At 60.1% G+C, this 13,999-nt stretch carries 14 protein-coding genes; 10 read left to right on the forward strand and 4 right to left on the reverse strand.

The window, feature by feature from the left end:
• Positions 1 to 29: 29 nt before the first annotated feature.
• The 3 genes from JFT85_RS22240 to JFT85_RS22250 form a co-directional block, all read right to left on the reverse strand.
• Positions 30 to 626 (reverse strand): superoxide dismutase, encoded by a 597-nt coding sequence (locus JFT85_RS22240; protein ID WP_003212997.1) that lies wholly within the window; start codon positions 624 to 626, stop codon positions 30 to 32.
• A gap of 178 nt (positions 627 to 804) precedes the next feature.
• Positions 805 to 1,404: a LysE/ArgO family amino acid transporter gene (locus tag JFT85_RS22245; protein WP_069552070.1), complete on the reverse strand. Its 600-nt coding sequence runs from the start codon at positions 1,402 to 1,404 to the stop codon at positions 805 to 807.
• A gap of 5 nt (positions 1,405 to 1,409) precedes the next feature.
• Complete coding sequence (locus JFT85_RS22250) at positions 1,410 to 1,811, reverse strand: ACT domain-containing protein (RefSeq protein WP_053257706.1); 402 nt, start codon at positions 1,809 to 1,811, stop codon at positions 1,410 to 1,412.
• A 100-nt stretch (positions 1,812 to 1,911) separates the two neighbouring features.
• Between JFT85_RS22250 and JFT85_RS22255 the strand changes: the two genes are divergently transcribed.
• The 10 genes from JFT85_RS22255 to JFT85_RS22300 all read left to right on the forward strand — a co-directional run bounded on the left by JFT85_RS22255 (position 1,912) and on the right by JFT85_RS22300 (position 12,956).
• Positions 1,912 to 2,805: a LysR family transcriptional regulator ArgP gene (locus JFT85_RS22255; RefSeq protein WP_053257705.1), complete on the forward strand. Its 894-nt coding sequence runs from the start codon at positions 1,912 to 1,914 to the stop codon at positions 2,803 to 2,805.
• 52 nt (positions 2,806 to 2,857) lie between these two features.
• Positions 2,858 to 3,856 carry an NAD-dependent epimerase/dehydratase family protein gene (locus JFT85_RS22260; RefSeq protein ID WP_053257704.1) on the forward strand — a complete coding sequence of 333 codons (999 nt, stop codon included), beginning with the start codon at positions 2,858 to 2,860 and terminating at the stop codon, positions 3,854 to 3,856.
• A 127-nt stretch (positions 3,857 to 3,983) separates the two neighbouring features.
• Positions 3,984 to 4,808, forward strand: a complete 825-nt coding sequence (locus JFT85_RS22265) for a hypothetical protein (RefSeq protein WP_053257703.1) — start codon at positions 3,984 to 3,986, stop codon at positions 4,806 to 4,808.
• 115 nt (positions 4,809 to 4,923) lie between these two features.
• Positions 4,924 to 6,183 carry a D-mannose isomerase gene (locus JFT85_RS22270; protein ID WP_069552069.1) on the forward strand — a complete coding sequence of 420 codons (1,260 nt, stop codon included), beginning with the start codon at positions 4,924 to 4,926 and terminating at the stop codon, positions 6,181 to 6,183.
• A 104-nt stretch (positions 6,184 to 6,287) separates the two neighbouring features.
• Complete coding sequence (locus tag JFT85_RS22275; protein WP_053257701.1) at positions 6,288 to 7,574, forward strand: ABC transporter substrate-binding protein; 1,287 nt, start codon at positions 6,288 to 6,290, stop codon at positions 7,572 to 7,574.
• Positions 7,575 to 7,666: 92 nt separating this feature from the next.
• Positions 7,667 to 8,575: a carbohydrate ABC transporter permease gene (locus JFT85_RS22280; protein ID WP_053257700.1), complete on the forward strand. Its 909-nt coding sequence runs from the start codon at positions 7,667 to 7,669 to the stop codon at positions 8,573 to 8,575.
• Positions 8,568 to 9,413 (forward strand): carbohydrate ABC transporter permease, encoded by an 846-nt coding sequence (locus JFT85_RS22285; RefSeq protein ID WP_069552068.1) that lies wholly within the window; start codon positions 8,568 to 8,570, stop codon positions 9,411 to 9,413. Before JFT85_RS22280 ends, JFT85_RS22285 begins: the two co-directional genes overlap by 8 nt.
• 2 nt (positions 9,414 to 9,415) lie before the next feature.
• Positions 9,416 to 10,576, forward strand: coding sequence for an ABC transporter ATP-binding protein (locus JFT85_RS22290; RefSeq protein WP_053257698.1), 1,161 nt, complete (start codon positions 9,416 to 9,418; stop codon positions 10,574 to 10,576).
• Between the two features lie 85 nt (positions 10,577 to 10,661).
• On the forward strand, positions 10,662 to 12,008 hold the full coding sequence (locus JFT85_RS22295; RefSeq protein ID WP_053257697.1) for a carbohydrate porin: 1,347 nt from the start codon (positions 10,662 to 10,664) through the stop codon (positions 12,006 to 12,008).
• Positions 12,009 to 12,110: 102 nt separating this feature from the next.
• Positions 12,111 to 12,956, forward strand: a complete 846-nt coding sequence (locus JFT85_RS22300; RefSeq protein WP_053257696.1) for a D-hexose-6-phosphate mutarotase — start codon at positions 12,111 to 12,113, stop codon at positions 12,954 to 12,956.
• Positions 12,957 to 13,086: 130 nt separating this feature from the next.
• On the opposite strand, the gene JFT85_RS22305 is transcribed toward JFT85_RS22300, so the two are convergent.
• Positions 13,087 to 13,947, reverse strand: a complete 861-nt coding sequence (locus JFT85_RS22305; protein ID WP_169875662.1) for a MurR/RpiR family transcriptional regulator — start codon at positions 13,945 to 13,947, stop codon at positions 13,087 to 13,089.
• Positions 13,948 to 13,999 lie beyond the last annotated feature (52 nt).

Raw genomic sequence — 13,999 nt, forward strand, 5'->3', positions numbered from 1 at the left:
TGCCGGGCTCTTTCTACTGCAAGCGCTACTTAGGCAGTGAAGGTCTTGCCTTCGAACTGCTCAGCCACGAACTTCCAGTTGACCAGGTTCCAGAACGCTTCCACATACTTTGGACGCACGTTGCGGTAGTCGATGTAGTAAGCGTGTTCCCAGACGTCGCAGGTCAGCAGCGGGGTGTCGCCGCTGGTCAGCGGGTTGCCGGCGCCGATGGTGCTGGCCAGGGCCAGGGAACCGTCAGCTTTTTTCACCAGCCAGCCCCAGCCGGAACCGAAGGTGCCGACGGAAGTCTTGGTGAACTCTTCTTTGAACTTGTCGAACGAACCGAAAGCCGCGTTGATCGCCTCAGCCAGTGCGCCGGTCGGTTGACCGCCAGCGTTTGGCGCCAGGCAGTTCCAGTAGAAAGTGTGGTTCCAGACCTGAGCGGCGTTGTTGAAGATACCGCCTGAGGAAGACTTGACGATCTCTTCCAGGGTCTTGCCTTCGAACTCGGTGCCTGGCACCAGGTTGTTCAGGTTCACGACATAGGTGTTGTGGTGCTTGTCGTGGTGGTACTCCAAGGTTTCCTTGGAGATGTGCGGCTGCAGGGCATCGTGTGCGTAGGGCAGCGGCGGCAATTCGAAAGCCATGATGATTCTCCTAATCAGGTCAGTTGCGGTGAGCGCAAGGCCGATCACGGGCGGCCAAACAAGCGCCGGGGAGTTTGTACTCTTTGCGGCGCAGGGTCCGGATCATAGCACCGGGGTTGCGGCAAAACCACGCAACAACTGTGTGGGATAGAGGTTCCAGAGCGTTTTGGAATATTCATCAAGCACTGATCAGTTGGTAGGCCACGCTGAACATCATCACCGCCACCAAGAGGTCCAGCAGGCGCCATGTTGCCGGGCGTGCCAGCCAGGGCGCCAACCACGCCGCGCCGAACGCCAGCGTGGCAAACCACAGGAACGAAGCGCTGGCGGCACCTGCCACGTAAGCACCGGGTTCGGTTTGTTGAGCCCCCAGCGAGCCGATCAACAACACGGTGTCCAGATAGACATGGGGGTTGAGCAGTGTCACCGCCAGGGCGCTGAGCAGCACGGCGCGCAATGAACGCACCTTGAGGTGTTGCCCGTGTTCCAGGCTTTGCCTGGAACACGCCCGACGCAGCGCCAGGGTGCCATACCACAACAGGAACGCCGCGCCGCCCCAGCGGGCAATCGCCAGCAACAGTGGGTTTTGCGCCAGTACGGTCGCCAGGCCAAATACCCCGGCCGCCACCAGAATTGCATCGCACACGATGCACAATGCCGCGACCGGCAGGTGATGTTCACGGCGCAGACTCTGCGCCAGGACGAAGGCGTTCTGCGTGCCGATCGCCATGATCAGGCCCAGGGCCACCAGCAGTCCGTTCGTATAGCTTTGCCACATAGGATTTACTCCGCGTCCGCTGCCAGTTGGCGCAATACATTCATGGCCCGCTCGGCATCGGCGCGGCCGACAAACAGGTGGTCGTGGTAATAGCCGGCAATCACGTTGCAACTGATGCCGGCGTTGCCCAGTGCACTGGCGAATGCCGCCGTCAGGCCTACGGCTTCCAGGGCGGAATGCACCTTCAGAGTGATCCAGGCGGCAACGTAATCGAACGCCAGACCGGCCTGCTGCGCCTGCTGACGCTCCAGAATCAGCGTCAGGCCTTCCTGCTCGCGAAAGCTGCCAATCACCTCGCAACCTGCCGGAATGCGGTGGTCGGGCAGGGTGCAGAACACATAATCGCCGTCATTGAGTTGCGGGCTCATGCTGCGCAGCAGGGTTGCCAGGGCGGTTTCGCCAGCCATGTGAAAGATCCTTAATAAAGAGAGAAGCCATGCTGGTCATTCTTACCGGGCAGGCTGTATAAGAAAAACAAATATTGCTGATCGCCCATTAGAGAAACTGATGTTCGACTATAAATTGCTTTCTGCCCTCGCGGCGGTGGTGGAACAGGCTGGCTTCGAACGGGGTGCCCAGGTACTGGGCCTGTCGCAGTCGGCAATCTCCCAGCGCATCAAGTTACTCGAGGCGCGCATTGGCCAGCCGGTGCTGGTGCGGGCTACTCCACCGACACCCACCGATATCGGTCGGCGCCTGCTCAACCATGTGCAACAAGTACGCTTGCTTGAGCGCGACCTGCAAAGCCAGGTGCCGGCGCTGGACGACGAGGGCATGCCCGAACGCCTGCGCATCGCCCTGAATGCCGACAGCCTTGCCACCTGGTGGGCCGAGGCGGTCAGCGGCTTTTGCGCCGAGCAGCATTTGTTGCTCGACCTGGTGGTGGAAGACCAGACCGTCGGCCTCAAACGCATGCGCGCCGGGGAAGTGGCCGCCTGCATCTGCGCCAGTGAACGCCCGGTGGCCGGCGCGCGTAGTCTGTTGCTCGGCGCCATGCGTTATCGGGCGCTGGCCAGCCCGGCGTTTATTGCTCGGCATTTTCCGCAGGGTGTGCGTGCCGATCAATTGGCCCGAACGCCGGCGCTGGTGTTCGGCCCGGATGATTTCCTGCAGCACCGTTACCTGGCTTCGCTGGGGGTGGATGGTGGTTTCGAGCACCATTTATGCCCGTCGTCTGAAGGCTTTATTCGTTTGACTGAAGCCGGTCTGGGCTGGGGTCTCGTGCCCGAATTACAGGTGCGCGACCAACTGCAAACCGGCGTTTTGGTGGAGTTATTGCCAGATAAGCCCATCGATGTGCCGCTGTACTGGCATCATTGGCGCAGCGGCGGGCAATTGTTGGGCCTGTTGACCGACCATTTGGCCCAGGCGTGTGGCCAGTGGTTGGTGCCGTTGGAGTGATGGCGTGCGTCAAGGCAACAGCGATGAAAAACGAAAGAACACGGAGTAATACATGAAGATTCTGGTCACCGGCGCAAGCGGCTTCATCGGCGGACGCTTTGCGCGTTTCGCCCTGGAGCAGGGCCTGGACGTGCGGGTCAACGGGCGACGCGCCGAGGGTGTAGAGCACCTGGTACGGCGCGGCGCCGAGTTTATCCAGGGTGATTTGAATGATGCCGACCTGGTGCGCGAACTGTGCCGTGATGTCGAGGCCGTCGTGCATTGCGCCGGTGCCGTCGGGTTGTGGGGCAAGTATCAGGACTTCCATCAGGGCAACGTGCTGGTCACCGAAAACGTTGTCGAGGCCTGCCTTAAACAGCGGGTCGGGCGCCTGGTACACCTGTCGTCGCCGTCGATCTACTTTGACGGCCGCGACCACGTGGGGCTGACCGAAGAACAGGTGCCCAAGCGCTTCAAACATCCTTACGCCGCGACTAAATACCTGGCGGAACAGAAGGTGTTCGGTGCCCAGGAGTTCGGCCTTGAAGTGCTGGCCCTGCGCCCGCGTTTTGTCACCGGGGCCGGAGACATGAGCATCTTCCCGCGGTTGCTGAAAATGCAGCGCAAGAACCGCCTGGCCATCGTCGGCGACGGCTTGAACAAGGTCGACTTCACCAGTGTGCATAACCTCAATGAGGCCTTGCTCAGCAGTTTGCTGGCGACCGGCTCGGCGTTGGGCAAGGCCTACAACATCAGCAATGGCACCCCGGTGCCGGTGTGGGATGTAGTGAACTACGTGATGCGCCAAATGGACATGCCCCAGGTTACTCGTTATCGGTCCTACGGCCTGTCCTACAGCGTGGCTGCGCTGAACGAGGCATTCTGTGCGATGTGGCCGGGGCGTCCGGAGCCAGCCTTGTCGCGGCTGGGCATGCAAGTGATGAACAAAGATTTCACCCTCGATATCAGCCGCGCGAGGCATTATCTCGACTATGAGCCCAAAGTCAGCCTGTGGACTGCCCTCGACGAGTTTTGCAGTTGGTGGAAAGCTCAGGACCCGGGGCTTAAGTAAGCTCACAACCGGCAACACATCGGGAACCGAATTCGCGGTTCCCGGTCGATCAGTGCGGTGCGAACGGGGTTTATACTCCGCTCGCTCGGCTTTTCAGGTCGCCATCTCACCGATTCAGGGTTGATTCATGCGTAACGATGCTAAAGACGATTTCGACAATGTTCCCAGCCTGCGGGCCGATCTCGGGGACGACGATGATTTCGAGCCGTCTCCCGCCACGTCCGTGCGCTCGCGCACTACGCCGGTGGTCAAGGTCAAGAGCGCCAGCACTGGCCCGCTCTGGGCCTTGGTCGGCGCACTGCTGATCGCCTTCGCGGGCCTTGCCTGGTGGAGCTTCCAGCAAATTTCCTTGATGGGTCAGCAGTTGGTCGCCACCCAGGAAAGCTTTGCGCGTATCAGCGAAGAAGCGGCAGGGCGCCTGCAGGACATTTCCGGCAAGGTAGTGGCCAGCGAAGCCAGCGTGAACAACGGCAGCGAAGCGCTCAAGCAGCAGATCAAGCAGTTGGAGACCCAGTTGCTGGAGCAAGGCAAGCAACAGGTCGGCGTCGCCGGTCAGGCAACCGTGCTCGATCAACGCCTGGCGCAGATGAGCGCCAGCACTACCGAACTGTCGAGTGCGAACGCCAAGCTGCAGGGCCAGGTGCAGGCCCTGACGGACGCCGTGGCCAGCCTCAAGGCGGCACAAGGCGACGTCAAGGAGTTGTCCGCCGACGTGGCGGCCCTGAAGAAGCAGGGCAATCCGAGCGCCGCCATTGCGCGCCTGGAGCAGGACCTTGTGGTCCTCAAGAGCGCGCAGGACAACCAGCCTGCCAATAGCGATGCGCCGACCAATAAAGAGTTCGACGTGTTCCGTATCCAGACCACCCGTAACATCACCACGTTGCAGAGCCAGGTGCAGAACCTGAATCAGCGCCTGAATGCGCCGGCAGCCGTTACGCCGCTCGGTCAGTAAGCGCTGCACCGGAAATGTCACCGGATGGTGACATTTCCCATCCCCTTCGTTACTTGCCCCTACCTCGCCCTTGTTTAGACTCCGGTCATCCCACAAAAAATAAAAAGGGCTACCCATGACCACGCAACCACTGCCTGCCAGCAGTTGGCTGAACGCACCTGCCCATCACGCCTGGCTTGCCAGCGAAGGCCAGCGCCTGCTGTCATTCGCCAAAGCCTCGCGCCTGCCGGACGGCTTCGGCAATCTGGACGACAAAGGCCACTTGCCGGCCGACGCCCACGCCGAAACCATGAACACCGCCCGCATGACCCACAGCTTCGCCATGGCCCATGCCATGGGCTTGCCCGGCTACGCCGAGCGGGTGGCGCATGGCGTTGCGGCCCTCAGCGGCCCGTTGCGCGATCCTGAGCACGGCGGTTGGTTCGCTGCCCCCAATGCCCTGGATGGCAACCGTGGCAAAGCCGCCTACCTGCACGCTTTCGTGGCCCTGGCCGCGAGTTCTGCGGTGGTGGCCGGCGCGCCCGGTGCACAGAGCCTGTTGAACGACGCCGTGCACATCATCGACCAGTTTTTCTGGAGCGAGGAGGAGGGCGTAATGCTCGAATCGTTTGCCCAGGACTGGAGCGCTGTCGAGGCCTATCGCGGCGCCAACAGCAACATGCACGCCACCGAAGCGTTTCTGGCCCTGGCTGATGTGACCGGCGACACGCGCTGGCTGGACCGCGCGTTGCGCATCGTCGAGCGCGTCATCCACACGCACGCTGCCGGTAACCGGTTCATGGTAATCGAGCATTTTGACGCGCAGTGGAAACCCTTGCTCGGCTACAACGAGGACAACCCCGCCGACGGTTTTCGCCCCTATGGCATCACCCCAGGCCATGGCTTTGAGTGGGCGCGCTTGGTGCTGCATTTGGAAGCGGCACGCCTGCAGGCCGGACTGGCAACGCCGGAGTGGCTGTTGAACGACGCCAAGGGCTTGTTCGCCAGCGCCTGTGAGTACGCCTGGGCCGTGGACGGTGCTCCCGGCATCGTCTACACCCTGGATTGGAACCATCGCCCGGTGGTGCGCGAGCGCCTGCATTGGACTCACGCCGAAGCCAGCGCCGCTGCCCAGGCGTTGCTCAAACGTACGGGCGAACGGCATTACGAAACCTGGTATCGGTGCTTTTGGGAGTTTTGCGAAACGCACTTTATCGACCGTCTACACGGCAGTTGGCACCACGAACTTAGCCCGCGCAACCAGCCCAGCAGCAAGATCTGGGGTGGCAAGCCGGACCTGTACCATGCCTGGCAAGCGGTATTGCTGCCTGCGCTACCCTTGGCACCCAGCATGGCCAGTGCCATCGGAGCGGGCATGAATGTCACCAGCTGGTGACATTTGTGCGTCCCTTTGTTACCTGCGCCTTAAAAATCCATGTTTAAACTCCGTGCAGCGCAAGCTCTAGACTTGCATGCATAACAACAAGAAAAGGTACTCAGATGAACGCGATTAATCGCCTCGCCGTTGCTATTTCCATTGCCTCGTTGTTTCCCCTCAGTGCATTTGCCGCCGACTCGAAAGGGACGGTTGAAGTTGTGCATTGGTGGACCTCTGGCGGTGAGAAAGCGGCAGTAGATGTCCTGAAGGCCCAAGTTGAGAAAGACGGCTTCACCTGGAAAGACGGTGCCGTTGCAGGTGGCGGTGGCGCCACTGCCATGACCGTACTGAAAAGCCGCGCAGTGGCCGGCAACCCGCCAGGCGTTGCCCAGATCAAAGGTCCGGACATCCAGGAATGGGCGTCCACTGGCTTGCTCGACACTGACGTGCTCAAAGACGTCGCCAAAGAAGAAAAGTGGGACTCGCTGCTCGACAAGAAAGTCTCCGATACCGTGAAGTACGAAGGTAACTACGTTGCCGTACCGGTCAACATCCACCGCGTGAACTGGCTGTGGATCAACCCGGAAGTCTTCAAGAAAGCCGGTATCACCAAGAACCCGACCACCCTCGAAGAGTTCTACGCAGCGGGCGACAAGCTCAAGGCCGCAGGCTTCATTCCGCTTGCCCACGGTGGCCAGCCTTGGCAGGACAGCACCGTATTTGAAGCCGTCGTTCTGTCGGTGATGGGTGCCGATGGCTACAAGAAAGCCCTGGTCGACCTGGATAACGATGCGCTGACCGGCCCGCAAATGGTCAAGGCCCTGACCGAGCTGAAGAAAGTCGCGACCTATATGGACGTCGATGGCAAAGGCCAGGACTGGAACCTCGAAGCCGGCAAGGTCATCAACGGCAAGGCCGGTATGCAGATCATGGGTGACTGGGCCAAGTCCGAGTGGACCGCCGCCAAGAAAGTCGCCGGCAAAGACTACGAGTGCGTAGCCTTCCCGGGCACCGACAAAGCCTTCACCTACAACATCGACTCCCTGGCGGTGTTCAAGGTGAAAGACAAGGGCACTCAGGCCGGTCAACAGGACATCGCCAAAGTCGTGTTGGGTGAAAACTTCCAGAAAGTCTTCAGCATCAACAAAGGCTCGATCCCGGTTCGTAACGACATGCTCCATGAAATGGACAAGCTCGGCTTCGACTCCTGCGCCCAGACCGCCGCTAAGGACTTCCTTGCCGACGCCCAGACTGGCGGCCTGCAGCCAAGTATGGCGCACAACATGGCCACTACCCTGGCGGTCCAAGGTGCGTTCTTTGATGTCGTGACCAACTTCATCAACGACCCGAAAGCCGACCCGGCCGACACCGCCAAGAAACTCGGCGCTGCGATCAAGTCTGCCAAGTAACGGTTAGCACGGCTGGTCCTTGTGAGGGGAAACCCCCTGACCCCTCACAAGGCAGGCTCTTGTAGTCCTTTTTCCCTGTACTGGATTTTCCCATGAGTTCTGTTGCTGTGTTCAGCAAGGCCTCGCCGTTCGATGCACTGCAGCGCTGGCTCCCTAAACTGGTGCTGGCGCCCAGCATGTTCATCGTGCTGGTGGGCTTTTATGGCTACATCCTGTGGACGTTCGTGCTGTCGTTCACCACGTCCACGTTCCTGCCAAGCTACAAATGGGCAGGCCTTGCGCAATACGCGCGGTTGTTCGACAACGACCGCTGGTGGGTAGCGAGCAAGAACCTGGCTGTTTTCGGCGGGATGTTTATCGGCATCACCCTTGTGATTGGCGTGACCCTGGCGATTTTCCTCGACCAGAAAATCCGCCGCGAAGGTTTTATCCGCACCATTTACCTGTACCCGATGGCGCTCTCGATGATCGTGACCGGTACCGCCTGGAAATGGCTGCTCAACCCGGGCATGGGCCTGGACAAACTCCTGCGTGACTGGGGCTGGGAAGGCTTCCGCCTGGACTGGCTGATCGACCCCGACCGTGTCGTCTACTGCCTGGTGATTGCTGCTGTATGGCAAGCCTCCGGGTTCATCATGGCGATGTTTCTCGCCGGCCTGCGCGGCGTTGATCAGTCGATCATCCGTGCCGCCCAGATCGACGGTGCCAGCCTGCCGCGCATCTACTGGAGTGTGGTGCTGCCAAGCCTGCGTCCGGTGTTCTTCAGTGCGGTGATGATCCTGGCGCACATTGCGATCAAGAGCTTTGACCTGGTTGCCGCAATGACGGCCGGTGGCCCGGGCTACTCGTCCGACCTGCCTGCCATGTTCATGTACTCGTTCACCTTCAGTCGTGGCCAGATGGGCATGGGCTCGGCCAGTGCAATCCTGATGCTCGGCGCGATCCTCGCGATCATCGTGCCTTACCTGTACTCCGAGCTGAGGACCAAGCGTAATGACTAGTCTCGCTTCCAAACCTTCCATCAGCCTGAGTCGCATCGCGATCTACACGGTGCTGATCCTCGCTGTGTTGCTGTACCTGGTACCGCTGGTGGTGATGCTGCTGACCAGCTTCAAGACCCCGGAAGACATCAGCACCGGCAACCTGCTGAGCTGGCCGACCGTGGTCACCGGCATTGGCTGGGTCAAGGCCTGGGCCACTGTAGACGGCTACTTCTGGAACTCGATCAAGATCACCGTACCGGCCGTACTGATCTCCACCGCCATCGGTGCGTTGAACGGCTATGTGCTGTCGTTCTGGCGCTTCAAAGGCTCGCAGCTGTTCTTCGGCCTGCTGTTGTTTGGCTGCTTCCTGCCGTTCCAGACCGTGCTGCTGCCCGCGTCGTTCACCCTCGGCAAGATGGGCCTGGCCAGTACCACCACGGGCCTGGTGTTCGTGCACGTGGTCTACGGGCTTGCATTTACCACACTGTTCTTCCGTAACTACTACGTGAGCATTCCAGATGCATTGATCAAGGCAGCGCGACTGGACGGTGCAGGTTTCTTCACCATCTTCCGGCTGATCATTCTGCCGATGTCGACGCCGATCATCATGGTCTGCCTGATCTGGCAGTTCACCCAGATCTGGAACGACTTCCTGTTCGGTGTGGTGTTCTCCAGCGGCGACTCGCAGCCCATCACGGTGGCGCTGAACAACCTGGTCAACACCAGCACCGGGGCCAAGGAATATAACGTGGATATGGCGGCGGCGATGATCGCCGGGCTGCCGACCCTGCTGGTCTATGTGATCGCAGGCAAGTATTTCGTGCGCGGCCTTACGGCCGGCGCGGTCAAGGGGTAATCATGGCTACGCTTGAACTTCGCAATGTAAACAAGACCTATGGCGCCGGCCTGCCCGACACCTTGAAGAACATCGAACTGTCGATCAAGGAAGGCGAATTCCTGATTCTGGTCGGCCCTTCGGGGTGTGGTAAATCCACGCTGATGAACTGCATCGCCGGTCTGGAAACCATTACCGGCGGCGCCATCATGATCGGCGATCAGGATGTGAGCGGCATGAGCCCCAAGGACCGTGACATCGCCATGGTGTTCCAGTCCTACGCGCTGTACCCGACCATGAGCGTGCGCGAGAACATCGAGTTCGGCCTCAAAATCCGCAAGATGCCTCAGGCGGACATCGACGCCGAAGTGGCGCGCGTGGCCAAGCTGCTGCAGATCGAACACCTGCTTAACCGCAAGCCAGGCCAACTGTCCGGTGGCCAGCAACAGCGTGTGGCCATGGGCCGTGCCCTGGCCCGTCGGCCGAAGATCTACCTGTTCGACGAACCGCTGTCCAACCTCGACGCCAAGCTGCGGGTCGAGATGCGCACCGAAATGAAATTGATGCACCAGCGCCTCAAAACCACCACCGTCTACGTCACGCACGACCAGATCGAAGCGATGACCCTGGGCGACAAAGTGGCGGTGATGAAGGACGGCATCATTCAACAATTTGGCACGCCGAAAGAAATCTATAACGACCCGGCCAACCTGTTTGTGGCAAGCTTTATCGGTTCACCACCAATGAACTTCATTCCGCTGCGCCTGCAACGCAAGGATGGCAAATTGGTGGCCCTGCTCGACAGCGGCCAGGCCCGTTGCGAGCTGCCGCTGGGGATGAGTGATGCTGGGCTTGAAGATCGTGATGTGATCCTGGGTCTGCGCCCGGAGCAAATTGTTCTGGCCACGGGTGAAGCGAATGGGGCGTCGAGCATTCGTGCCGAAGTCCAGGTCACTGAGCCGACCGGTCCGGACACGTTGGTGTTTGTGCAACTCAACGACACCAAGGTCTGCTGCCGCCTCGCGCCGGACGTTGCACCGCAGGTCGGTGAGACCCTGACCCTGCAATTCGACCCGGCCAAGGTATTGCTGTTCGACGCCAAAACCGGCGAACGCTTGGGCACTGCTGCCTCATTGCCTGCACACGGGCATGCCGACAACGTGGCCCAATTCAAAGGCCGCTGAAGCAGATAACTTGTTGTTTTGGTTAAAAAAAGTAACCCGCGTTAGATAAAAACAGTTAAATAACAATAAAGACGAGGATGTAGGGATGAAAAAGCAACACAACAACACTCGGCTGATCTGCCAACTGTCAGCAGCAGCAGCCCTGGTATTGTCCGCCAATGCGATGGCGGCCGATGCATTCAGCGCCGACTCCAAGTGGATGACCGGTGATTGGGGTGGCGAGCGTACCAAGCTGATCGAGCAAGGTATCGACATCAAGGCTGACTACGTAGGGGAAATGGGCGCCAACCTGCACGGCGGCTATAACGACGACAAGACCGGCCGTTACTCCGACCAGTTCGGGCTGGGCGTAGCGCTCGATCTGCAAAAGCTGTGGGGCTGGGACAACACCCAGGCCAAGATCCAGTTGACCAACCGTAATGGCCAAAACATCTCCAACGACCGTATCGGTGACCCGCGTGCCGGCACGCTGAGTTCGTCGATGGAAGTCTATGGTCGTGGCCACATGGTGCGTCTGACCCAGTTCTGGATTCAGCACCAGATGTTCGATAACAAGCTGGACGTGAAACTCGGTTACTTCGGTGAAGGCGAAGACTTCAACACCTTCCCATGCGACTTCCAGAACCTGTCGTTCTGTGGCTCGCAGGTGGGTAACTATGTAAACACCTGGTACAACTGGCCGGTCGCCCAGGCCGCTATCCGCGTGAAGTACAACATCACGCCTGAGCTGTATGCGCAGATTGGTGCGTACAACCAGAACCCGTCGCAGCTTGAGCACGGCAATGGCTTCAAGCTCAGCGGCAGCGGCACCAAGGGCACCGTGATTCCGGTGGAGTTGGTCTGGTCGCCGAAGGTCAATGGCCTGCCGGGCGAATACCGTGTGGGTTACTACAAGAGCGCCGCGGATGCCAGCGACGTACGTGACGACGTTAACGGCAACGATGCTGCCACCACAGGCTTGGCTTACCGTACCCGCAGCAGCAAAAGCGGCTATTGGGGCGTTGTGCAGCAGCAACTTACCACCCATAACGGCGACGCGTCGCGCGGTCTGAACATCGCGGCCAACGCCACCTTCCACGACAAGGACACCAACCTCGTCGACAACTATCAGTCGTTGATGCTGGTCTACAAAGGCCCGTTCGATGCGCGTCCAAAAGATGACGTCGGTATCGGCTTCTCCCGCATCCATGTCAACCAGGACGTGAGGAAAAACGCAGAGTTGCTGAACGCAGCCGGTGGTTTCACCGACTACGATCAGGTGGGCTACGCGCCGCTGCGTGACACCGAGTACAACACTGAAATCAACTACGGCTTCCACGTCACCAACTGGCTGACCGTGCGTCCTAACCTGCAATACGTTACCCACCCAGGTGGCGTCGATAAAGTCGACAACGCGCTGGTAGCGGGCCTGAAAATTCAGTCTACGTTCTAACGCTGTTGCGATAAGCTCCTTCTCTCTGTGCGCATTTTGCGGGTAGCCATGGCTACCCGCTTTTTTTGGGGCGCGCTGTGATGATATTCAGGACCGTGGCACATGCATGAGCATCCGCTGCAACGCTTTTTCAAATCCCTGCGTGAACAACCGGTGTTCGCCTGGGAGCGCTTTCAGATGCGCGATGTGTTGGTGATCGACCATCCGCTGTGCCAGGCGGTGTTCAGCCGTCAGGGCGCGCAATTGCTGCACTTTCAGCCCCGCGGCCAGAAACCCTGGCTATGGTGTGCGGCCAAGTGGCCGCAAGTCGGCGCCATCCGTGGTGGGGTGCCGGTGTGCTGGCCGTGGTATGGGCGCCATCCGAGCGAAAACGCGTGGCCGTCCCATGGCTGGGCGCGGCTGATCGACTGGAAGCTGCTCGACAGCAGCACCGACGACGACGGTGTGCGCCTGCACTGGCAATTGCAATTGTGCGACTGGCAAGTCGACCTGCACGCGCACCTGGGCGAGACCCTTGAGTTGCGCTTGAGCACCGAGCACCAGGACGAGTTGCCGTGCCAGTTGAGCCATGCGTTGCACGCTTATTGGCGTATTGGTCACGTCGACGAGATAGCGCTGTCTGGGCTTGACGGTGCGCAAGGTTATGACCAGCTCAGCCGTCAGGTTTGCCAGCAGGAAGGTGAGCTGCGAGTGGATGGCGGCTGCCAGCGGGTGTTCCAGCATGAGGGTGAATTGCAGCTCAAGGACCACGCCTGGCAACGCGAACTGTGCATCGACACCGGCGACAGCGCCGACACCGTGGTATGGCATCCGGGCAGCCGGCCGTTACTGGGCGTGAGCTTTAACGAGGCGTCAGGGTTTGTGTGCGTGGAGTCGGCGATGGCCGGGGCGAGCCTGGCGCCGGGGGAGAGGGCGCACTTGAGTCTGCAGGCCCGGGCCGGGGTTTAGCGCTGTTGCTGATGGCGCCATCGCGGGCAAGCGCGCTCCCACATGTTGACCGGGTCCCACCTTGGCATACGGTCGAATGTGGGCGCGGGCTTGCTCGCGAAAGGGCCGGTACTGCTGGTAGAGATTCCTGCTAGTTAAACTCATCCCCCACCGGGTACCGGCTGTCATTCAAGCTCTCTTTGATCTTGCGCAAATGCGGCTGGAAATCCACGCCACGGCGCAGGGTCATGCCGGTTGCCAGCACATCCAGCACGGTCAGTTGAATGATCCGCGAGGTCATCGGCATGTAGATGTCGGTGTCTTCCGGCAACGGAATGTTCAGGCTCACCGTGCTGGCTTTGGCCAGCGGCGAGTTTTCGGCGGTCACGCCCAGCACCGACGCGCCGTTTTCCCGCGCGATACGCGCCACTTCCACCAACTCACGGGTACGCCCGGTGTAGGAAATGATCACGAACAGCTCGCCGGTATGCGCCACCGACGCGATCATGCGTTGCATCAGTACATCGGCATGGGCAGTCACGGACAGGTTGAAACGGAAAAACTTGTGCAGCGCATCCATGGCGACCGGCGCCGATGCGCCCAGGCCGAAGAAGTGGATCTGCCGCGCCTGGATCAACAGGTCCACGGCCTTGCTGATCAGCGCCGGGTCGAGGGCCTGGCACGCACTGTCCAGGGAGGCAATGGCGCTGCCAAAGATCTTCTGCGTGTAGGCCTCAGGGTTATCATCGGCTTCCACGGCACGGCTCACATACGCCGCACCACTGGCCAAACTTTGCGCCAGCTGCAATTTAAGTTCAGGGTAACCGCTGACACCGAACGAACGGCAGAAACGGTTGACCGTCGGTTCACTGACCGAGGCGGCTTGGGCGAGGGCGGCGATAGAGAAGCGGGTCGCCTGCTGCGGGTTGAGCAGGATGACCTCGGCGACTTTTTTCTCAGCCTTGTTCAATTCTTCGAGGCGGTTCCGGATTTGTTCCAGAAGATTTCGCACGCGGTCCATTCAGTCTTTCCTTCGGGCGACGATGCAAATAAAGGGCGGTAAC

The sequence above is a fragment of the Pseudomonas sp. TH04 genome (assembly GCF_016651355.1).
GTDB lineage: Bacteria > Pseudomonadota > Gammaproteobacteria > Pseudomonadales > Pseudomonadaceae > Aquipseudomonas > Aquipseudomonas fluorescens.